The following is an 18,766-nucleotide window of genomic DNA, read 5'->3' as shown; positions in this document are numbered from 1 at the left end:
ATGCCCGCAAGCGCGCCTCACGCCGCACCCACCAAGCGCCCGATCAGCCGCTTCAGCGAACGCCTGCTGCTGATCTGGGATATCGCCGTAGTGGTGCTGGTGGCGATCAATCTGGCCCTGCTGCTGTTCGACAGTCTCTACCTGATCCCGCCGCTCAATGAAGCCTTCGAGGCGCTGGCGCCGGGGCTCCACCACGCCTATCAGGTCAACGTGCGCGAGCACTTCTTCCGCATCGATCTGTGCTTCGTGGCGATCTTCATTCTCGATGTACTGCTGGGCTGGATCATCGCCATCGCCCAGCGGCGCTACGCACGCTGGTTCTTCTACCCCTTCGTGCACTGGTACGACGTGCTCGGCTGTATCCCGCTCGCCGGGTTCCGCCTGCTGCGCGTACTGCGCGTGGTATCGCTGCTGATCCGGCTACAGCGGCTGGGCGTGGTCGACGTGACCCGCTGGCCGCTCTACCGCTTCTATCGTACCTACTATGGCGTGGTGATGGAGGAGCTCTCCGACCGCGTGGCGATCAAGCTGCTGGGGGATATCCAGCACGAGATCCGTCAGAGCGACCACCTCACCCGGCGCGTCTCCGAGGAGGTGATTCAGCCACGCAAGGCGGCCCTGGTGAGCGAGATCGCGGCGCGCCTGGAGCGCACCATCGACAAGAGCTACGCCGAGAATCATCGCCAGGTTCACCGCTACGTCTCGGCACTGGTCGCGCGCACTCTGGAAGAGAATGCCGAGCTGCGCCGGCTCAAGCGTCTGCCCCTGGGCGATGCCGTGGCCGAGGGGCTCGAACGCAGCCTCGACGATATCGCCAACCGGGTGGTCCACGAGGCGATCGACGGCCTGCGCTCGCCGCACTTTCACTCGCTGCTGGCCGATCTGGTCGGCAGCGGCATCGATGCCTGGCTGCGCGTCGACAAGACCACCGATCAGGTGACCCAGCAGGTGCTGATCGACGTGCTCGAACTGCTCAAGCAGCAGGTCGCGGTGCAGCGCTGGAAACTCGAGATGGACCCGGAGCGTGCCATCCGCGAGCGCGATGCCGCCCGCCAGGCCGCCGGCGAGCGCTGATATCGCCCAGACAGTGCGTGCAGGCGCCCCTGCCGAGGGCGGCGGAAGCGCCGCCCTCGGCAGGGGCCGGAGGGAGTCGAACGTCGGGAGGTCGGGCTACTGCGGGTCGGCGGGGCGCCCGACCATGCGCTTCAGGGTGTCGTCGCGACGCCCGAAGTGGTGATGCATCGCCATCGCCACATGCCCCAGGATCATCAGCGTGATCAGCCAGGCGATCGGCTCGTGGACCATCCCCAGCGCTGCCGCCCAGGGTACGTCGGCGCCGGGAATCAGTACGCTGCCGAACGCATGGACACCGTAGCCGGAGCCCCAGGTCATGAGCACGCCGGAGAGCGGCATCATGATCAGCAGCGCGTACATCAGCACGTGTGCCCACACCGCCATCCGCTGCAGGCTGCCATCGTGAACCGGACGATGCCCGAGCTGCGACAGCGCCCACAGCGTGCGGATCGCCATCAGCGCGAGCACGCTGACCCCAATACTGGTGTGCCACGGAAGAATCATCTGACTGAAGGCGTTGCCATCCCACACTTCGTGCAGGAATACGCTGGAGAGCTGGACGATGACCAGCGCGGCCACGACCCAGTGCAGAAAGCGGGTCGCAGAGCCGTATACCTGGGGGGAGTCCTGCAGCATGGCGAAGGTTCCTTGTCGAGTCATCTCGTCCTGTGAAGGCGCGGATCATACGCCAAAACACGCGCCACCGCCTCTCAGCGGCGGCCGCTACCGCCCTTCACCCCTCGCGCCCTGGCGGCTTGCCGCGTCAGCCGCAGGCGAGCGACAGAATCCGGCGCTGGTCGTCGACCCGGATATCCAGCCGCCCGGGGCGGTGATCCATGGTGACCTGCTCACCCGGCTGGATCACGCGGATCTCGTCGGCACGGGAGCGGTCATCGATCCAGCGGCGGGTGGTCTCGTCGAGGATCTGACCGTTCATGCTGCCGACCGCCTGGGCACCGCAGCTATCCGCGGGCAGCGGCTTCATCATCGGCGGCGGGGGCGGCGCCTCGTCCGGTGCCGGCGCGGTGCTGCAGCCGGCCAGAAGCAGGCTGCCGAGCAGCAGGGTCGTGGCGGGGATCTTCATCGACATCTCCTTTGTACAGGGGGAAAGCGTCCTTGATTGGCTCCAGATTAGCACCTGCGACGCGGGAGAACAGCGATTGGTCGCTAGCGGATCGGCCCGCTAGACTCTCACCTAGCGTGCGGGGCAGTGTATCCCGCGACCATCGACAGCGACATCGACGACAATACCGGCGTGCCGCCAAGGCCGCCCAGCCAGGGACGACATCATGCGCAAGCTCCTCGCCATCGGCCTCGCCGCCGCCACCCTCACCGCCGCCACGGGCGCCGCTCACGCCGCCGACGCGCCGATCCGTGTCGCCTCCAAGATCGATACCGAGGGGTCTCTGCTCGGCAACATGATCGTCGAGGTGCTCGAGAACGCCAAGCTGCCGGTGGAGAGCCGCCTGCAGCTGGGGCCGACCAACATCGTGCGCCAGGCGCTGCTCTCCGGCGATATCGACCTCTACCCCGAGTACACCGGCAACGGCGCCTTCTTCACCGATACCACCGACGACCCGGCGTGGAAGAACGCCGCCGAGGGCTACGCCAAGATCCGCGAGATGGATCTCCAACAGCACCAGCTGGCATGGCTGACCCCGGCCCCCGCCAACAACACTTGGGCGATCGCCGTGCGCCAGAACGTCGCCGATGCCAACGATCTCAGCAGCATGGCCGACTTCGGGCGCTGGGTGGACAACGGTGGTGAGGTCAAGCTGGCCGCCTCGGCGGAGTTCGTCGAGAGCGATGCGGCCCTGCCCAGCTTCCAGCGCGCCTATGACTTTACCCTCGACGAGGATCAGCTGCTGGTGCTCTCCGGCGGCAACACCGCGGCGACCATCCGCGCCGCCGCCGAGGGCACCAGCGGCACCAACGCCGCCATGGTCTACGGCACCGACGGCGCCATCGCCGCCGCCCAGCTCAAGGTGATGGACGACCCCAAGGGGGTGCAGATGGTCTACGCGCCGGCCCCGGTGGTGCGCGAGTCTGTGCTCGAGGCGCACCCGCAGATCGCCGAGCTGCTCAAGCCGGTGTTCGCGTCCCTCGATCGCGAGACCCTGCAGCGCCTCAACGGCAAGATCCAGGTCGACGGGCTGCCGGCCAAGCAGGTGGCGCACGACTATCTGACCCAGCAGGGCCTGCTGGAGTGAGTCCGGCATGCCTCGGGAACACACCCCACGGGTGATCGGCAACCGGGTACTGCTGACCCTATGGCTGGCCGCAGCCATTGGCGTGGCGCTGCTGCCGTTCGCCACGCTCTCGCCCAACCGGCTGGTCTCGGGCCAGCCGGTGATGCTATGGCAGGCGCTGCCCGGCTGGCAGCTCGGCGGGCTGGGGCTGATCGCGGCGGGACTGCTACTGGCCGCGCTGGCGCGACCGCTGCCGCCACGCGCCGCTGACTGGCTGGGGCTGGCGCTGACGCTGCCGCTGCTCGGGCTGGCCCTCTTCGCCCTCGGCGACTACGCCCAGCGCGCCCTGGCCGAGGCCTCCCCCGCCGCCCGGGTCTCCCAGGGCGGCGCCTTCTGGCTGCTGCTGCTGGCGGCGGCGCTGATCGCCGTGGATGCGCTGCAGCGCCTGCGCCTGGGGCTGCTGTCGCGGGCGCTGTTCGCCCTGCTGGCGCTGGGCCTGATCGGCGCCTGCCTGGCGAGCGACCTGCTCGCCCCGCTGTCGCTGATGCGCGAATTCGCCAACCAGCGTGACATCTTCGTCGCCCAGGGCCTGCGCCATTTGTCCCTGGTCGGCGGTGCGCTGTTGCCGGCGCTGGCCCTGGGGTTGCCGCTGGGGCTCGTGGCAACCCGCAGCCGGCGCTGGCGCGATGGCCTGTTCAGCGTGCTCAACGTGTTCCAGACACTGCCTTCGATCGCCGTGTTCGGGCTGCTGATCGCACCGTTGGCGGCACTCGCCCACGCGGTGCCGTGGCTGGGCGAGCTGGGTGTCAGCGGCATCGGGGTAGCGCCGGCGATCATCGCCCTGGTGCTCTACTCGCTGTTGCCGGTGGTGCGCAACACCTACGCCGGCCTTGCCGGGGTACCGGCGACGACGCTGGAGGCGGCCCGCGGCATGGGCATGACCTCGCGCCAGATCCTGTGGCGGGTGGAGCTGCCGCTGGCGCTGCCGGTGATCCTGTCGGGGCTGCGTATCGTCACCGTGCAGGCGATCGGGCTCACCGTGGTGGCGGCGCTGATCGGCGCCGGCGGCTTCGGCGCCTTCATCTTCCAGGGCCTGGGGCAGTACGCCATCGACCTGGTCCTGCTCGGCGCCATCCCCACCATCGTGCTGGCGGTGATCGCCGACTTCCTTCTGCAACTGCTGGTGGCCGCGAGCCGCCCGCCCGGCACCCGTTGACCCGGGGGAACCCCATGATCGAACTGCAAGGGCTGACCAAGACCTACGCCGGCAAGCGGGTGGTCGACGACGTCTCACTGACGCTTCAGAGCGGCGAATTCGGCGTGCTGATCGGGCCTTCGGGCTGCGGCAAGTCGACCACGCTGAAGATGATCAACCGCCTGATCCCGCTGAGCGAGGGGCGCATTCTGATCAACGGCGACGACGTCACCCAGCTGCCCGTGGAGCAGCTGCGGCGGCGGATCGGCTACGCCATCCAGTCCACCGGACTGTTCCCGCACTGGAGCGTGGCGCGCAACGTGGCCACCGTGCCGCAGCTGCTCAAGTGGCCCAAGGCGCGCATCGATGATCGGGTCGATGAACTGATGACGCTGTTTCAACTCGACCCGGCCGAATTCCGCGACAAGTACCCACACCAGCTCTCCGGCGGCCAGGCGCAGCGGGTCGGGGTGGCCCGGGCGCTCGCCGCCGACCCCGAAGTCCTGCTGATGGACGAGCCCTTCGGCGCGGTCGACCCGCTCACCCGCGAGACGCTGCAGGCGGAGATGAGGCGCGTCCACGCCAAGACCGGCAAGACCATCGTCTTCGTCACCCACGACATGGACGAGGCGCTGGCCCTGGCCACGCGTATCGCCCTGCTCAACGGCGGCCGTCTGGTGCAGTACGAGCGCCCCATCGAGATGCTGGTCGATCCCGCCGACGACTTCGTGCGCGAGTTCATCGGCCAGGCCGATCTGGGTCTCAAGTTGCTGTCGCGACGCTTTGTGCACCAGTACCAGCACCGCGCCCGGCTGGCGCCGGAGACCGGGCTGGAGCGTCTCGACGAGCACGCCTGGCTGGTCGACGCCGAGGGCCGCCCCAGCGCCCTGGCCGGCGCGCGGCTGGATGACGCCGACGCCATCACCCGGGTCAAGCCCGAGTGGATCGCCACCCCCGAGATGAGCATGAAGGAGGCGCTGTCGCGGATGGTGTGGTACCGGGTGACCGCGCTGCCGGTGGTGGACCGCGAGGGGCGTCTGATCGCCGAGGTGGGCATGCCGGGGGTGATGGGCATCGAAGGCGACGGCGGTGCCATCGAGGCCGCGCCATGAGCGTCGCCGCCAACCGCACAGGCCGGCTGCGCCGCGCCGCCGCCGGCAACCTCACGCTGGCGCTGCTCACGCTGCTGCTGGTGGGGCTGACGCTGGGTATGGGCCAGTTGGAACCGCTGTTCCGGGCACTGTTTCCCGATCTCAGCCAGCCGCTCTACAGCCGCGACAGCTTTCTCAACCTGATGCTGGCGCATATCGGCCTGGTGCTGGTGTCGTCGCTGATCTCGGTGAGCATCGGCGTGGCCGCCGGGCTCTTCGTCACCCGCCCCGCCGGGCGCGAGTTCGAGCCCATGGTGTCGTCGCTGGCCGCGATCGGGCAGACCTTTCCCCCCGCGGCGGTGCTCGCCATCGCCGTTCCGCTGGCCGGGTTCGGCTTCACCCCCACGATCATCGCGCTGTCGCTCTACGGCCTGCTGCCGGTGATCCAGAACACCATCGCCGGGCTCGGCACGGTCCCCGCGAGCACTCGCGAGGCGGCGCGCGGCAACGGCATGAGCGCGCTGCAGATCCTGTGGCGGGTAGAACTGCCGCTGGCGATGCGGGTGATCATCGCCGGGATTCGAGTCTCGGTGATCATCAACATCGGCACCGCCACCATCGGCTCCACCGTCGGCGCCAAGAGCCTGGGCACGCCGCTGATCGCCGGCCTGGTGGGCAATAACCTGGCCTACGTGATCCAGGGTGCGCTGCTGGTGGGCCTGCTGGCGATCGTCACCGATCTGGCGTTCGAGCGCCTGGAGCGTCGATATTCGTTCGGGGGATAAAAGCCCTACTTGAGGATCTCGGAAACCATTGGAAGATCGATGATATAGCTCCAAGTATTTGGACCGACGACATTGAATCTTCGCTTCAAACTTTTTTCACTTTTCAGCGACAGCTTATGGATGCATTAGATGACACCTGAGGTACAGCTCAATACGTCCTGAAATGCTGCTTCTCTCAAGCGATCGAGACGGAGGCAGCTCTCGGAGCCCGACAGTTCACCGTTACATCCCGTACTGATCCACTTCACGAGGAATCGTTTTTGAATCTCGTCCTCGATAGTGCATGCCTCTCGTTGACCACGACCTTTTCCATCAGCGACCACCGACTGCCAGTGCTCCCTGCTATACCAAGGACTGAATTCGACCCGCGGCTCTATCGACGCATGGCTGACCAATTTATCCAGATCGGCGGGTAGCGCATTCAGCAGTGCCGCACGGAGTCCAGGGGTCGCCCATCGCACGAGCGCGCGGCCACAATCCGGGGTAGCCGTCGGGTCGAGATTATCGGGACGCATGAGAATGCGCCCGGTCAGATAGCGTCTGGTATTCGAAGGATTGGCTTCGATGTGACCGCCAGAAAACCCAACAATTTTCAGCGGCTGACTGGCAAAAAGACCGCCAGCGTCACTTCGAAGCATAGCGCCATTGAGAGCACCAGATCTCAACGTATGGCCAAAAAGCAAGTCCCAAACGGCATCGAGATCGATCCGCATCTCCATACTGAATGAACAAGTTTCCCCACCGATCCGATCCGTGAGAAAGCCGCCCCATGCCGCGTCGTTAGTGTTGATCACAATGGAAGGCGGCAACAGCACGACATCAAGAGTCTTATCATGGAGTTCGAGCCGCGCCCGCAGCGTGCTCGGCACATGAGTCCCGACGGCCTCCAGTGCGGCCTGAGTCATGTAAAGCGAAGCGCCTGGCAGAACGCCGCCCATGACGATGTCCATTTTCCCTTGATCGAAACGATAGAAGCTAGGCACCTCATCGCGATCTAGGTGGGAGCCATAACGGCTTTTTATTTGATATTTTATTTCACGCACTCCGATGCGCATCAACGGGGTCAGCAGCTCCACTAACGCCGCCCGCGCCTCCGGTGTATCTTCGCGTAATGTCAGTATTATGCGAGTCGTGTTGTAACCACTAAACTTGTCCATAGCGTGACGAAGTTCGGAAACGCTAGGCGTGGACAAGACGACCCAAACTAGAGACCCTAGCGTAGCGACTGTCAGCAGCCATCCCCATCCCGGGGGCTGTTTAGATTTTTTATCCTTTCGCAACCCCATTTGCTTAGCAACTCTATTTACAAGCAAACCCATGAGCGCCAGAAAAAACAGCATTGCAAGAGGAATAACAAAAGCCATGACGACAGAGAATATAATCTGAAGCATGCCCATACGCGTAAGGTCTCTATCTGACGCCACATAATTAGGAGCAAAATTACCAGAACTTGAATATGAACTGAAGCGCTGGAGGTTTTCTGAGGAAAGCGGCTACCTCCGTGTGCGATCATCTGATGCATAAAGCCGCGCCTACCGTGCCATGTGCAGCCTGCGCCGGCTCGATCTCACCGCGCGGCTGAGTGAGATCCGCTGCCCCACCCTGGTGGTGCATGGCGACCGCGACCCGGCACGTACCTGGCAGCACGCCATGGCACTGGCCGAGGGCATCACCGGCGCCCGCCTGGCGCGGCTCGACGCCGGCCACACCCCGATGCTCGAGTGCCCCGGCCGGCTATCGCAGGCGCTGGGCGACTTCCTGACTAGCCGAAATACTGGGCGCCATTGATATCGACAATACTCCCCGAGACAAAGGCAGCGCCGTCACTGGCCAGCCACAGGGCAGCCGACGCGACGTCTTCGGGCACCCCGGCTCGCCCGGCGGGAATCCCGGCGATGGTATCGCGCTTGGAGGCCTCACTGGTGAAGGTAGCGTGGAACGGAGTGGCTTCGATAAAGCCCGGCGCCAGGGCGTTGACGGTGATGCCACGCCCGGCGACCTCCTTGGCCAGCCCGCGGGTGAAGCCGAACAGCGCGGCCTTGGCAGTGGCATAGGCGGTGGCACCGGGGTGGCCGCCGTTGCGCCCGGCCAGCGACGACAGCGTGATGATGCGCCCGCCCTCGGCGCCGAACAGCGGCAGCAGGTAGTGGGTCATCAGAAACACCGAGTCGACGTTGAGTGTCTGCACCTGACGCCACAGGGTATAGGGCATCTCCTCGATGCCGGCGCGCTGCACCAGACCACCGGCGTTATTGATCAGAATATCGACCCGGCCGCACTCGTCCCGCAGCCAGCCGGCGAAGTCGGCCACCGCCGCCTCGTCGGTGACGTCGAGCGCCCGTGCCAGCGCCGGTTCGCCACCGCTGGCGGTGAGCCCCTCGAGCGCCGCGGCATCGGGCTGATGCGTACGATAGGTGATCACCACGCGGGCCCCGGCCGCCGCCAGCGCGCGGGCGATGGCGTAGCCGATTCCCACACCACCACCGCTGACCACGGCGATACGGCCCTGCAGCTGCGATTCAGACATCGGGTTCCTCCTGGAAGAGACAGTGGTTTGACAGCGATGGCACGCCCGGGAGGCGAACGTCACGCGTCTGCAACAGGAGTCAGGATAGCGCCAGATGGGATAAGCGATGTCGGCCGTTGTCGTGTACGACCTAGGCGTCAGTGATCAGGCGCAGCCACAGTGCCGGGCTGGCGCCACCGCGCGCCTGGGTGTCGATCCAGCCGGCAGCTTCGAGCTCGGCGGCGGCGCGCCTGACCAGCGCGTGCTCGATGCCCAGATGACGCGACAGCTGGGCGCTGGATAACCCTGCACGAGACAGCTCTGAACAGGGCTGCGCTGAATGGGCACTGTCAGGACTGGCCAGCTCCGCCCTCTTCCCCGGTCCGGCGTCACGCAGCGACGCCAGCAGCAGTACCGCCAGCGGATCGAGCTCGGGGTGTGCCGCCTGGAGCGCCGTGAAACGACGCTCGAGGGCGGCGATATCGAGCTCGGGTTTCCCGCGCTCAGGCAAGGCGCGCGCTCGCTGCCAGACGCACGGCGACCGACTTCGATGCCGGCGTGTGGCTCTGCTCGCCCTTGTGATCGAGCGGGATCAGCGGATTGGTCTCCGGATAGTAGGCAGCGGCGCAGCCGGCGGGCGTGTCATAGGCGACGATCTTGAAGCCGTCGGCACGCCGTGTCACGCCATCCTCGGACTCGCCGATCAGATCGACCCACTGCCCGGCGGCGAAGCCCAGCCGCGCGATATCCTCCTGATTGAGGAAGATCACCCGGCGGCCGTTCTCGATGCCGCGGTAACGGTCATCGTAGCCGTAGACCGTGGTGTTGTACTGGTCGTGGGAGCGCATCGTCTGCAGCGTGATCCAGCCCTCCCGGACGGCGAGGCGCTGGTGCATCACCTCGGCCGGCAGCGCATCGTCGGAGAACTCCGCCTGGCCGCTGGCGGTGTCGAACTCGCGCCGCGCCACCGGGTTGGCCAACCAGAAGCCGCGCGGCTCACGCACCCGGGTATTGAAGTCGTCGAAGCCGGGAATCACCGCGGCGATATGCTCGCGAATGCGGTCGTAATCCTCGCGCAGCGTTGCCCACGCCACGCTGTCCTCGTCTCCGAACAGGCGCTCGGCGATGCCGGTGAGAATCGCCACCTCGGAGCGCAACGCCTTGTCCGCCGGGCGATTGATGCCCGCCGAGCCGTGCACCATGCTCATCGAATCCTCGACCGTGATCAGTTGCGCCTGACCCGCCGCGTTGCGATCGATCTCGCTGCGCCCCAGGCACGGCAGGATCAGCGCCTCGCGCCCGGTGATCAGATGGCTACGGTTGAGCTTGGTACTGATGAAAGCAGTCAGCGCGCAGTTGGCCATCGCCTGCTCGGTGACGCCGCTATCGGAGATGGCGCGGGTGAAGTTGCCGGCCAGGCCAATGAAGACCTTGCCCGGCTGGTCGCGCATCGCCTTGACCGCGGCCACCGAGTCGACCCCGTGGTGGCGCGGCATGGGGCACTGATAGTACGCCTCCAGCGCGTCGAGCAGCGCATCCGCGGGTTTCTCGAAGATCCCCATGGTGCGATCGCCCTGGACGTTGGAGTGGCCGCGCACCGGCGAGGTGCCGGCGCCGGGCTTGCCCAGGTTGCCGCACAGCATCAGCAGGTTGACGATCTCGCGCACGGTGGCCACCGAGTGCACATGCTGGGTGATGCCCATGGCCCAGCAGGCGATGGTGGCACGCGAGCGGGCATAGAGCTCGGCAGCCTCGCGCATTTCGCGCACCGACAGCCCAGACTGCGCCTCGAGATCGGCCCATTCGGTGGCCTCGACCCGGACCCGGTAAGCCTCCAGATGCGCGGTGTGCGCGGCCAGGAAGGCGTGGTCGAGCACGGCTTCACCGGCGGCATCGCGCTCGAACAGCGCCTTGGCCATGCCGCGCACGGCGGCCATGTCACCACCCAGCTTGGGGCGGAAGTAGAAGGTGCTGATGCGATGGCTGCCGTTGTGCAGCATCTCCATCGGCTTCTGCGGGTCGGCGAACTTCTCCAGACCGCGCTCCTTGAGCGGGTTGAAGGAGACGATGGTGGCGCCGCGCTCGGCCGCTTCGCGCAGCACACCCAGCATGCGCGGATGGTTGGTGCCGGGGTTCTGGCCGAACACGAAGATCGCCTCGGCGCGCTCGAAATCCTCCAGCCGCACGCTGCCCTTGCCGGTCCCCAGGGCCGCGGTGAGCGCCACACCGCTGGCCTCGTGACACATGTTGGAGCAGTCCGGCAGGTTGTTGGTGCCGAAGCGTCGTGCCAGCAGCTGGAATATATAGGCCGACTCGTTAGCGGCCTTGCCCGAGGTATAGAAGATGGCGTCGTCAGGGGTCGGCAGCGCCTTGAGTTCCTGCGCCACCAGGTCGAGCGCGGCCTCCCACGTGATCGGCTCGTAGTGATCGGTCTCGGCGTTGTAGCGCATCGGCTCCACCAGCCGCCCCTGATCCTCGAGCTGATAGTCGTCCCAGGTCTTGAGTTCGCTGACGCTGTGGCGCGCGAAGAACTCGCGCGTGACGCGCTTGGCGGTGGCTTCCCAGGTCACCGCCTTGACCCCGTTCTCACAGAACTCGAACGACGAGCCGTGTTCCGGGTCGCCCCAGGCGCAGCCGGGGCAGTCGAAGCCGTCGGGCTGGTTGAGCTTGAACAGCGAGCGCGCGTTGAGCAGCGGCGAACGGCTGTGCCACAGATGCTTGCCCACCGACTTGAGCGCGCCCCAGCCGCCGGCCGGGTTGCGATAGGAGAAGACCTTGGGATCGCGGGCCAGGCCCGCCAGCGGCGGCTCTTGGGCGGCTACGGAGGGGGCGTCAGAGGCTTGGCGAGACTGGGACATGGGGTTCCTTGCTGCGTGAAGGCGTGCGCTCGGCCACCTCGCCAGCGGCCGCGCGGCGCGCGCTGACAGGAGATCGCCTCGGTGGCAGGGGCGAGACCGGCTGGAGATCGGGCCATACGGGCGTGCGGCGACAGATCGCCGCCCGACGCCCAGGCATCGATTAATACCAAAGTATAATGTGCAAGTATAGTACGCCCGCTAACTAGTGGCTGTCGATACAGCCACCACTGAGGGCGTCAAGGCATGGCTTATCGGCCCCGCCGCGCCGAGCTTGAGCGCGTCGGTCCGAGACTTGTTGGATCGGAATAGCGGATCGGGCCAGCGGATCGGACGGATCAGCGGTCGCCTCGGCTCATCAGTTCGAGCCGCCGGCCGCGGTGGCAGTTGATCAGGGTGAGATTGCAGGCACGCGCCACTTCCACCGCCAGGCGCGAGGGGTAGGAGAGCGTCGCCAGGGTGGCGATGCCCGCGCGGACGCTCTTCTGCACCAGCTCCAGGCTGCAGCGGCTCGAGGTCATCGCCCAGGCGGCCTGACGGCCCTGGCGCAGCCCTTCACCGATCACCTTGTCGAGGGCATTGTGACGGCCGATATCGCGACCTGCGGCGATCAATTCGCCGTCGGCGGCGAAGCTCAGGGCCAGATGCATGCCACTCTCGGCACGTGCCTCCAGCGACGCCAGCCCGGTGCGCAGCGCCGTCGGGGCGGGAGGGCTGGCCGGCGCCAGGCGCGTCAGCCCGAACAGCAGCTGCGACTCCTCCTGCACGCCGCAGGCGCCGCAGCCACTGGTGGTGGTGGTGGCCCGCGCCTGCCCTGCCGCGCGGCGCTCGATACGCGCCGCCACGCCCAGGCGCACGCGGTGGCCATGGCGGCTGTTCTCGCAGGCCAGCGACTCGATATCGGCATAGCGGTCGATCACCCCTTCGCTGAAGGCGAATCCCACGGCCAGTGCCTCGAGCTGATCCGGCGTCGCCAGCACGGTGGCGTAGGCGGTGTCGTTGAAGAGAATCGAAACCGGCCGCTCCTGCGGCCCCGGCAGCGCGGCGAGATCGGTCTCGCTGCTGTCGTGGTAGGCGTCGGGAGCGTCATCGCCCTCTGGCTGAGAGACGGCCTGGGGCATGGAATGAGGAGAATCTGGCGTCATCGGCTGTCGCGGCTCTTCACGGGAAGCGGAAATCGAACCGAGCGGAGTTCGGTGGACGGAAAGATCGAGCGTAGCGGAGAGAATGCGCGAAGGGATAGCAGCAAGGCGGTATTCAAGGTCGTGCACGAAGCGTCCGGCGGCTCGCCGCCGGACGCTTCCCACCTCAGTTGGCGGCGTCCTGTACCGCTTCGCCACCCTCTTCGATGTCCTGGCCCGCGCCGCTGACGGTATTGCATCCGGAGAGGATGCCGGCACCCAGCAGGGCGAGCAGAGACAGCGCAATGAGTCGTTTCATCGTTATCGTCCTCCTTAACGTTTCTTGGCGAGTGGCCCGAGATGCCACCGGAGCCGGATTCTGGCCGGCTCAGTGTCAACATAGCAGAGGCGCACCCGGTGCGCGTCGTCCCCGGTCGCCGGCGCCCAGCCGCGGCCGAGGCGCTCGACGCCGGCGCCTGGCCGCCCGTAGAGTAGGCGCTTTCTGACGCCGATCTGCCGGAGCCGCCATGCCGATCTTCACCCTCGACCCCCGCCTCGCGCAGGATAGCCTGCAAGTCACCGACCTGGGGCTGTGCCAGCTGCGGCTGAGCCGCGATGCCCGCTACCCCTGGGCGATCCTGATTCCGCGGCGCCCCGAGGTGATCGAGCTCTACCATCTCGAGACCGAGGAGCAGGCCCAGCTATGGCGCGAGGGCACGCGCCTGGGCGAAGCGATGATGCGCCACTACGCGGGCGACAAGCTCAATGTGGCAACGCTGGGGAACATGGTGCCGCAGCTGCATCTGCACGTGATCGTGCGCACCCGCGGGGATGACGCCTGGCCGGGGCCGGTCTGGGGCCAGGGCGAGGCGCGCGCCTATACCGAGGCCGACCTGGAGACCCGCCGCGGCGAACTCGAGCGGCTGGCGCGCGAGGCCGGTCTCCTCGCCTGAACTCAGGAAGCGCTATGTGCCCCCGGCAGCAGCGGCGAACCCGAAGCCGCACCCGGCGTCCCGAGAAAGGGCGCGCCGGGTGCCGGGCCCTGCTGCCACTGGGCCAGGCTGAGCGAGAGGCCCAGCGCCAGGATCACCGCGCCGCCGGCAAAGCCGACCCAGGCGCCCCACGGCCGACGCCCGGAGAGCGGCGCCAGGCGCCGCTGGGTCCACTCCCGCGCCAGCACGCTCGCCAGCGCCAGCGATGACACCGTCAGCGCGGTGCCCAGCGACATCGCCAGTACCGCCACCACGCCCTTGCCGAACTGATCCAGCAACGCCGAGGCGCCCAGCAGCAGCACCGCGCCGCTGCAGGGGCGAATGCCGATGGAGAGCACCGTCAGCGCCGCCGTACCCCAGGCCTGGGCGCGCTGGGGTGAAACGTGATGGTCATGGCCACAGCCGCAACCGGCGCCGTGATCATGGATATGTTCATGGCTGCGATCATGAGCGTGATCATGGTCATGAGCGTGACCAGCCGCCGCCCGAGGCGCGGCGTGCCAGCGCCACAGCCGACGCAGCGAGCGCCAGCACAGCCACAGCCCGACCAGCGCCACCATCACGAAGCTCGCCAGTTCCGCCTGATCGACGCTGGCCATCGCCTCGCGGGTCAGCCAGCCGAGCCCGAACACCAGCACCGCGACCAGCGCGATCGCCATCAGCCCCTGAAGCAGCGAGGCGAGCGCGGAGAGTGCGATGGCGCGCCGCCAGGCCCCGCCCTGGGAGGCGAGATAGGTGCTCAACACCACCTTTCCATGGCCCGGCCCAGCGGCGTGGAAGACGCCGTAACCGAAGCTGACACCGAGCAGCACGCTCCAGGTGGCAAGCCCCGGTGCGCGGTCGATGGCGGTGATCGCCGCGGTCAGGGCGTGATAGAGATCGCGCTGCCACAGCACCACCTGCACCGCCGCCTGCTGCCACCAGCCGAGCCAGTAGATCAGGGCGGCGGCGAGCAGCACACCACCCAGTGCCAGCGCCATGCTGCGCCAGGGGGTCAGCCGGGACATCGAATCTCTCCGGTTTCGGCGAAGAAGCGCCCCAGATTGGGCTCGCCGTTATCGGTCTTGTCGAGCATCGCCGCCTCCATCACCTTCTGCGGATCGGGCTTGGCCTTGACGATACGCGTGGTGCAGCCGGGCGGCGCGTTGGACAGGGTAAGCGCCTCGGGTAGCGGCTGGGAGCCGTCGGCATTGGCCTCGTGGACCATCTCGATGTAATAGGTGGGATCGAAGACACGATAGCGCAGCAGGTGCCCGCCCAGCGCCACCGGCTGCGCCAGCGGCAGCACGAACTGGAACACCAGCCGCTCGCCGTCGATCTCGGTGTTGGTGTCGACCACCTCGGCCTGGGCCAGTTCGCGCCCGTCGAGATCGATCCAGGTCAAGTTGTGCTGGGTGGCGAGGTTGTTGCGGATCTCGGTGCCGAGGGCATCCAGCCGTACCGCCATGCTGCTGTCGTCATCGACGTTGGACAGCTCCTCCATCACCACCTGGCTGTAGAAGGGGTCCATGCGCCAGCGCTGACGCAGCGCCTCCAGCCGACCCTGGGCGTCGAACTCCCCGCGCACGCTGATATCGACCCAGCCGTGGGGGTGGGCCGAAGCCAGCAGCGGCCAGCCCAGCGTACACACGCCCACCACCACGCCCAGGGCCAGATTCAGGTTCAGCCACCGTGTCAGACCCCGTTTCAACCTTTGGCTCACCCCCTGGCTCAGCCTCTGGTCAAGACGCCGCCGAGCCAGATGAGGCCGAAAGGCATGCGACTTGCCGGTCACGGCAGCAGCCCCAGGCGGCGCTGCACGTCGATGAACAGCGGATCGAGCGCGGCGGCGTCCAACGGCTGACCGCCGCGACGCCCGCTCAGGGTTAGATAGGTATCTCCGTTCTGCAGTACCAGCCCCGGCGGGCGCTGGCTGCCGCCGCTGACCTCGGCGTGCACCTCGTAACCACTGCGCGAGGCGAGCACCGCATCGATCTGGCGCAGGTCGCCGTCGGCCTGACGAATCACGAAGCCGCGCTCGGCGAGCATCGCCAGGGTGGCGCGCAGGGTGGCATCTTCGCTGGCGCTGACGGCAATGCTGCGCGGCTGCGCCGGCGGATTCACAGCGCACCCGGCGAGCCCCAGCAGCAGGCCCAGGATCAGCGCGCGGCACAGGCCCACGCTACCGCGGCGCGGGAGGGCGGGCAGCAACCGGCTCATGGGCTCACCCCCGCCGCCGGCGCCGCCAGCCGGGACTCGATCGACTGGCGCAACTGGGCGCAGAAGCCGGGCTGGTTGTAGCTGCGCGCGTCGATCAGGTAGCCGTTGTGGTCGACCACCACCGAATCGCGATCGACAAAGGTGGTCGCCTCGGGGGTGACCACCGAGACCCGCTCGATCTGCACCGGATCGGTGTTGTAGCCGCCGCCGAAGCCCTGGAAGACGCCCAGCGAGTAGCCGTGGCCCCCGCCAAGGCCGAAGCCGCCCCAGAAGCCGGTGCGTCCGAAGGGGCTATCGACCGCCCCCAGCCCGGGCTGGGCGGTGCGCCGCTCGGCGCTGACCAGGCCCAGCTTGGCGTCGGTGTCGAGCACCTGATAGCCCTGCTGCTCCAGCGCCTGGCGGGTGGCGCGCAGGCGCGCCAGGGTCTCCCCGGTGGCCGGCCACTGGCAGGCGGCGGGCAGTGAATCCGACCGGTTGGCGGCCAGCGGTGCCGGCGTGGCCAGAGACTGGCAGCCGCTGGTCAGCGCCACCACGGCGCCGACGACGAGCCAACCGGTGGAGCCTGGACGCGTCGCGCGGGGCCACCGGCAACGCCAGGATGATGGTTTCATGGCACTCTCCTCGAGAGGCAACGGCGAACAGCGTGAGCATGCCAGTTGGCCCTTCGCCGGTCCATGTCCATTAGGCGTTGCACGAAAACTGTCTGCGCTCCACCGCATGCCGCGGGCAGGGCCGTCGCCGCGGCCGTCGAACGACGCTATGCTGGTGACGCCACTGCCCCCACGCCGTCAGCCACAGCCGAGGATTCGATGAAGATCGTCATTGCTCCCGACAGTTACAAGGACGCGCTCAGCGCCCGCGAGGCCGCCGCCGCCGTGGCCCGCGGCATCGCCCGCGAATGGCCCGAGGCGAGCCTGCACGAGTGCCCCATGGGCGATGGCGGCGAAGGCACGCTGGATGCGCTGCTTGCGGCCACCGGCGCCGAGCGGCGCCGTGCCCGGGTACAGGATGCGCTGGGCCGCCCCGCCGAGGCGCACTGGGGCTGGCTCGCCGCGTCGCACACCGCCTTCATCGAACTGGCGGAGGCGAGCGGGCTGCAGGCCCTGACGCGTGACGAGCGCACCGCCCTTCACAGCACCACCCATGGGGTCGGCGAGCTGATTCTGGCCGCGCTGGACGCCGGCGCCCGCCACCTGGTGCTGACACTGGGCGGCAGTGCCACCAACGACGCCGGTGCCGGCATGCTGGTGGCCCTCGGCGCCCGGCTGCTGGATGGCGACGGCCAGCCGCTGCCCGCGGGCGGCGCGGCGCTGGCCGAGCTGGCGACACTCGATCTCGATGGCCTCGACCCGCGGCTGGCCTCATTGACGGTTCAGACCGCCGTCGACGTCGATAACCCGCTGCTCGGGTCCCAAGGGGCCAGCGCCATCTTCGGCCCGCAGAAAGGCGCCAGCGACGCCGACGTCGAACGTCTCGACGCGGCGTTGGCGCACTTCGCCGACCACGCCGCTCAGGTCCTCGGCGAGGACCACCGCGAGCTGCCCGGCGCCGGCGCCGCCGGCGGCATGGGCTTTGCCGCCCGCGCCTTTCTCGCTGCCGAGCTGCGCCCCGGCATCGAGCTGGTCATGGCGCAGGTCGGGTTCGATGCACTGCTCGCCGGCGCCGACTGGGTGATCACCGGCGAAGGTCAGCTCGACGGTCAGAGCCTCTCCGGCAAGACACCGATCGGGATCGCCCGGCGCGCGCAGCAGGCCGGGGTGCCCAGCGTGGTATTGGCCGGTCGGCTGGGCGACGGCTGGCAGGCGGCCTTCGACCACGGCGTCACCGCTGCCTTCGCTCTCGCCGACGGCCCGCTCACCCTCGACGCCGCGCTGGACCGCTGTGCGGCGCTGCTGGAGGACAACGCCCGCAGCCTGGCACGGGTGTGGCGCGCCGAGCGCGAGCGTGCCTGAGAGGATATCCTCTTCCCGCGGACGGCTATGATATCTCAGAGGGTGTTTACAAATTCGACGAGCGAAGACAAGACAAGGCGAAATCGATCGAAAAAGCGGAGTTTACATGGAGTAAATGAGTACTTTGAGATCGATTTCAACGCCGTATTGTCGAGCGCAGGCATTTTGTAAACACTCTCTCGGATAGTCGGGGCCTATGCCGGCCATACCCAGGCTTGGCTGGGCAGCGGCGGCATGGCGGCATACACTTTGGTCGCGCCCATCTCTTTCTAAGGAGGAATGTCATGTCGGATACCAACGCCATCGGCCTGCACGCATCCGCAGCCGAGCAGCTCGCGGAAAAACTCAATGCGCTGCTGGCCAACTACCAGATCTTCTACATGAACACGCGTGGCTACCACTGGAACGTCAAGGGCGAGCAGTTCTTCGAGCTGCATGCCAAGTTCGAGGAGATCTACACCGACCTGCTGACCAAGGTCGACGAGGTCGCCGAGCGTATCCTGACCCTGGGCTACCAGCCGCTGCACGCCTACAGCGACTACTTCTCGGTGTCGAAGATCCAGGAGGACACCAAGGTCTCCGACGGCAAGCAGTGCGTGCGCGGGCTGGTCGAGGGCTTCCAGGTGCTGATCGAGCTGCAGCGCGATCTGCTCTCCCAGGCCAGCGACGCCGACGACGAGGGCACCGCCTCGCTGGCGAGCGACTATATCCGCGAGCAGGAGAAGACGGTCTGGATGCTCAACGCCTACCTCGGCTGACGCGTTCGCTCTCACCGCCGCTGATGACGACGATGCCGCCCTCCGGGGC

General features: G+C 67.5%; 21 protein-coding genes. 9 read left to right on the top strand and 12 right to left on the bottom strand.

What is annotated here, in order from left to right:
• The gene (locus tag DOM67_RS14315; protein ID WP_198651826.1) at positions 1-1,074 is read left to right on the top strand and encodes an ion transporter; all 1,074 of its coding nucleotides are present in this window, start codon (positions 1-3) and stop codon (positions 1,072-1,074) included.
• Between the two features lie 96 nt (positions 1,075-1,170).
• On the opposite strand, the gene DOM67_RS14310 is transcribed toward DOM67_RS14315, so the two are convergent.
• Entirely contained in the window at positions 1,171-1,710 is a 540-nt protein-coding gene (locus DOM67_RS14310) for a cytochrome b (protein ID WP_157958871.1), read from the bottom strand.
• Positions 1,711-1,837: 127 nt separating this feature from the next.
• The gene (locus DOM67_RS14305) at positions 1,838-2,158 is read right to left on the bottom strand and encodes an I78 family peptidase inhibitor (protein ID WP_157958870.1); all 321 of its coding nucleotides are present in this window, start codon (positions 2,156-2,158) and stop codon (positions 1,838-1,840) included.
• 205 nt (positions 2,159-2,363) lie between these two features.
• On the opposite strand from DOM67_RS14305, the gene DOM67_RS14300 reads away from it, so the two are divergent.
• The 4 genes from DOM67_RS14300 to DOM67_RS14285 are packed head-to-tail and all read left to right on the top strand — an operon-like array spanning position 2,364 to position 6,334.
• Positions 2,364-3,284, top strand: coding sequence for an ABC transporter substrate-binding protein (locus tag DOM67_RS14300; protein WP_110677095.1), 921 nt, complete (start codon positions 2,364-2,366; stop codon positions 3,282-3,284).
• A gap of 7 nt (positions 3,285-3,291) precedes the next feature.
• The gene (locus DOM67_RS14295; RefSeq protein WP_110677093.1) at positions 3,292-4,479 is read left to right on the top strand and encodes an ABC transporter permease; all 1,188 of its coding nucleotides are present in this window, start codon (positions 3,292-3,294) and stop codon (positions 4,477-4,479) included.
• 14 nt (positions 4,480-4,493) lie between these two features.
• Positions 4,494-5,570 carry an ABC transporter ATP-binding protein gene (locus DOM67_RS14290; protein WP_110677091.1) on the top strand — a complete coding sequence of 359 codons (1,077 nt, stop codon included), beginning with the start codon at positions 4,494-4,496 and terminating at the stop codon, positions 5,568-5,570.
• Entirely contained in the window at positions 5,567-6,334 is a 768-nt protein-coding gene (locus tag DOM67_RS14285; protein WP_110677089.1) for an ABC transporter permease, read from the top strand. The genes DOM67_RS14290 and DOM67_RS14285 overlap by 4 nt, the downstream gene beginning before the upstream one ends.
• A 125-nt stretch (positions 6,335-6,459) precedes the next feature.
• Here the strand turns inward: DOM67_RS14285 and DOM67_RS14280 are convergent, their stop codons facing one another.
• A complete protein-coding gene (locus DOM67_RS14280; protein ID WP_110677087.1) occupies positions 6,460-7,731 on the bottom strand; it encodes a hypothetical protein in 1,272 nt (423 codons plus the stop codon).
• A gap of 145 nt (positions 7,732-7,876) precedes the next feature.
• Between DOM67_RS14280 and DOM67_RS14275 the strand changes: the two genes are divergently transcribed.
• Positions 7,877-8,122, top strand: coding sequence for an alpha/beta hydrolase (locus DOM67_RS14275; protein ID WP_110677085.1), 246 nt, complete (start codon positions 7,877-7,879; stop codon positions 8,120-8,122).
• Here the strand turns inward: DOM67_RS14275 and DOM67_RS14270 are convergent.
• From DOM67_RS14270 to DOM67_RS14250, 5 genes are all read right to left on the bottom strand, one after another.
• Positions 8,097-8,861 carry an SDR family oxidoreductase gene (locus DOM67_RS14270; protein ID WP_110677083.1) on the bottom strand — a complete coding sequence of 255 codons (765 nt, stop codon included), beginning with the start codon at positions 8,859-8,861 and terminating at the stop codon, positions 8,097-8,099. The genes DOM67_RS14275 and DOM67_RS14270 overlap by 26 nt on opposite strands.
• 130 nt (positions 8,862-8,991) lie before the next feature.
• Positions 8,992-9,351: a MarR family transcriptional regulator gene (locus tag DOM67_RS14265; protein WP_157958869.1), complete on the bottom strand. Its 360-nt coding sequence runs from the start codon at positions 9,349-9,351 to the stop codon at positions 8,992-8,994.
• Positions 9,344-11,698 carry an FdhF/YdeP family oxidoreductase gene (locus DOM67_RS14260; RefSeq protein ID WP_110677078.1) on the bottom strand — a complete coding sequence of 785 codons (2,355 nt, stop codon included), beginning with the start codon at positions 11,696-11,698 and terminating at the stop codon, positions 9,344-9,346. The genes DOM67_RS14265 and DOM67_RS14260 overlap by 8 nt, the downstream gene beginning before the upstream one ends.
• A gap of 335 nt (positions 11,699-12,033) precedes the next feature.
• The gene (locus DOM67_RS14255) at positions 12,034-12,816 is read right to left on the bottom strand and encodes a formate dehydrogenase accessory sulfurtransferase FdhD (protein WP_110677076.1); all 783 of its coding nucleotides are present in this window, start codon (positions 12,814-12,816) and stop codon (positions 12,034-12,036) included.
• Positions 12,817-13,003: 187 nt separating this feature from the next.
• Entirely contained in the window at positions 13,004-13,135 is a 132-nt protein-coding gene (locus DOM67_RS14250) for an entericidin A/B family lipoprotein (protein WP_035475804.1), read from the bottom strand.
• 208 nt (positions 13,136-13,343) lie between these two features.
• On the opposite strand from DOM67_RS14250, the gene DOM67_RS14245 reads away from it, so the two are divergent.
• Positions 13,344-13,769: an HIT domain-containing protein gene (locus tag DOM67_RS14245; RefSeq protein ID WP_198651825.1), complete on the top strand. Its 426-nt coding sequence runs from the start codon at positions 13,344-13,346 to the stop codon at positions 13,767-13,769.
• Between the two features lie 2 nt (positions 13,770-13,771).
• Here DOM67_RS14245 and DOM67_RS14240 read toward each other — a convergent pair whose 3' ends face one another.
• From DOM67_RS14240 to DOM67_RS14225, 4 genes are all read right to left on the bottom strand, one after another.
• Complete coding sequence (locus tag DOM67_RS14240; protein ID WP_232825272.1) at positions 13,772-14,815, bottom strand: nickel/cobalt transporter; 1,044 nt, start codon at positions 14,813-14,815, stop codon at positions 13,772-13,774.
• Complete coding sequence (locus DOM67_RS14235; protein ID WP_232825271.1) at positions 14,803-15,498, bottom strand: DUF1007 family protein; 696 nt, start codon at positions 15,496-15,498, stop codon at positions 14,803-14,805. Before DOM67_RS14235 ends, DOM67_RS14240 begins: the two co-directional genes overlap by 13 nt.
• A gap of 80 nt (positions 15,499-15,578) precedes the next feature.
• Positions 15,579-16,007: a hypothetical protein gene (locus DOM67_RS14230; protein ID WP_157958868.1), complete on the bottom strand. Its 429-nt coding sequence runs from the start codon at positions 16,005-16,007 to the stop codon at positions 15,579-15,581.
• The gene (locus DOM67_RS14225; protein ID WP_110677072.1) at positions 16,004-16,618 is read right to left on the bottom strand and encodes a hypothetical protein; all 615 of its coding nucleotides are present in this window, start codon (positions 16,616-16,618) and stop codon (positions 16,004-16,006) included. Before DOM67_RS14225 ends, DOM67_RS14230 begins: the two co-directional genes overlap by 4 nt.
• A 198-nt stretch (positions 16,619-16,816) precedes the next feature.
• Here DOM67_RS14225 and DOM67_RS14220 point away from each other — a divergent pair, with 198 nt between their 5' ends.
• Both DOM67_RS14220 and DOM67_RS14215 read left to right on the top strand, forming a co-directional pair.
• Positions 16,817-17,959, top strand: coding sequence for a glycerate kinase (locus DOM67_RS14220; RefSeq protein ID WP_110677070.1), 1,143 nt, complete (start codon positions 16,817-16,819; stop codon positions 17,957-17,959).
• A 284-nt stretch (positions 17,960-18,243) separates the two neighbouring features.
• Positions 18,244-18,717, top strand: coding sequence for a Dps family protein (locus DOM67_RS14215; RefSeq protein WP_110677068.1), 474 nt, complete (start codon positions 18,244-18,246; stop codon positions 18,715-18,717).
• Positions 18,718-18,766 lie beyond the last annotated feature (49 nt).

The organism is Salinicola sp. RZ23, from assembly GCF_003206675.1.
GTDB lineage: Bacteria > Pseudomonadota > Gammaproteobacteria > Pseudomonadales > Halomonadaceae > Salinicola > Salinicola endophyticus.
The sequence above is the reverse complement of the archived record's forward strand: the minus strand, read 5'-3'. Positions and strand labels throughout refer to the sequence as shown.

Coding starts and splice junctions, on each gene's coding strand:
- DOM67_RS14260 (WP_110677078.1), bottom strand. CDS start 11,698: ATGTCCCAGTCTCGCCAAGCCTCTGACGCCCCCTCCGTAGCCGCCCAA.
- DOM67_RS14245 (WP_198651825.1), top strand. CDS start 13,344: ATGCCGATCTTCACCCTCGACCCCCGCCTCGCGCAGGATAGCCTGCAA.
- DOM67_RS14310 (WP_157958871.1), bottom strand. CDS start 1,710: ATGCTGCAGGACTCCCCCCAGGTATACGGCTCTGCGACCCGCTTTCTG.
- DOM67_RS14305 (WP_157958870.1), bottom strand. CDS start 2,158: ATGAAGATCCCCGCCACGACCCTGCTGCTCGGCAGCCTGCTTCTGGCC.
- DOM67_RS14270 (WP_110677083.1), bottom strand. CDS start 8,861: ATGTCTGAATCGCAGCTGCAGGGCCGTATCGCCGTGGTCAGCGGTGGT.
- DOM67_RS14225 (WP_110677072.1), bottom strand. CDS start 16,618: ATGAAACCATCATCCTGGCGTTGCCGGTGGCCCCGCGCGACGCGTCCA.
- DOM67_RS14275 (WP_110677085.1), top strand. CDS start 7,877: ATGTGCAGCCTGCGCCGGCTCGATCTCACCGCGCGGCTGAGTGAGATC.
- DOM67_RS14250 (WP_035475804.1), bottom strand. CDS start 13,135: ATGAAACGACTCATTGCGCTGTCTCTGCTCGCCCTGCTGGGTGCCGGC.
- DOM67_RS14290 (WP_110677091.1), top strand. CDS start 4,494: ATGATCGAACTGCAAGGGCTGACCAAGACCTACGCCGGCAAGCGGGTG.
- DOM67_RS14300 (WP_110677095.1), top strand. CDS start 2,364: ATGCGCAAGCTCCTCGCCATCGGCCTCGCCGCCGCCACCCTCACCGCC.
- DOM67_RS14285 (WP_110677089.1), top strand. CDS start 5,567: ATGAGCGTCGCCGCCAACCGCACAGGCCGGCTGCGCCGCGCCGCCGCC.
- DOM67_RS14220 (WP_110677070.1), top strand. CDS start 16,817: ATGAAGATCGTCATTGCTCCCGACAGTTACAAGGACGCGCTCAGCGCC.
- DOM67_RS14255 (WP_110677076.1), bottom strand. CDS start 12,816: ATGCCCCAGGCCGTCTCTCAGCCAGAGGGCGATGACGCTCCCGACGCC.
- DOM67_RS14240 (WP_232825272.1), bottom strand. CDS start 14,815: ATGTCCCGGCTGACCCCCTGGCGCAGCATGGCGCTGGCACTGGGTGGT.
- DOM67_RS14230 (WP_157958868.1), bottom strand. CDS start 16,007: ATGAGCCGGTTGCTGCCCGCCCTCCCGCGCCGCGGTAGCGTGGGCCTG.
- DOM67_RS14315 (WP_198651826.1), top strand. CDS start 1: ATGCCCGCAAGCGCGCCTCACGCCGCACCCACCAAGCGCCCGATCAGC.
- DOM67_RS14295 (WP_110677093.1), top strand. CDS start 3,292: ATGCCTCGGGAACACACCCCACGGGTGATCGGCAACCGGGTACTGCTG.
- DOM67_RS14280 (WP_110677087.1), bottom strand. CDS start 7,731: ATGGGCATGCTTCAGATTATATTCTCTGTCGTCATGGCTTTTGTTATT.
- DOM67_RS14215 (WP_110677068.1), top strand. CDS start 18,244: ATGTCGGATACCAACGCCATCGGCCTGCACGCATCCGCAGCCGAGCAG.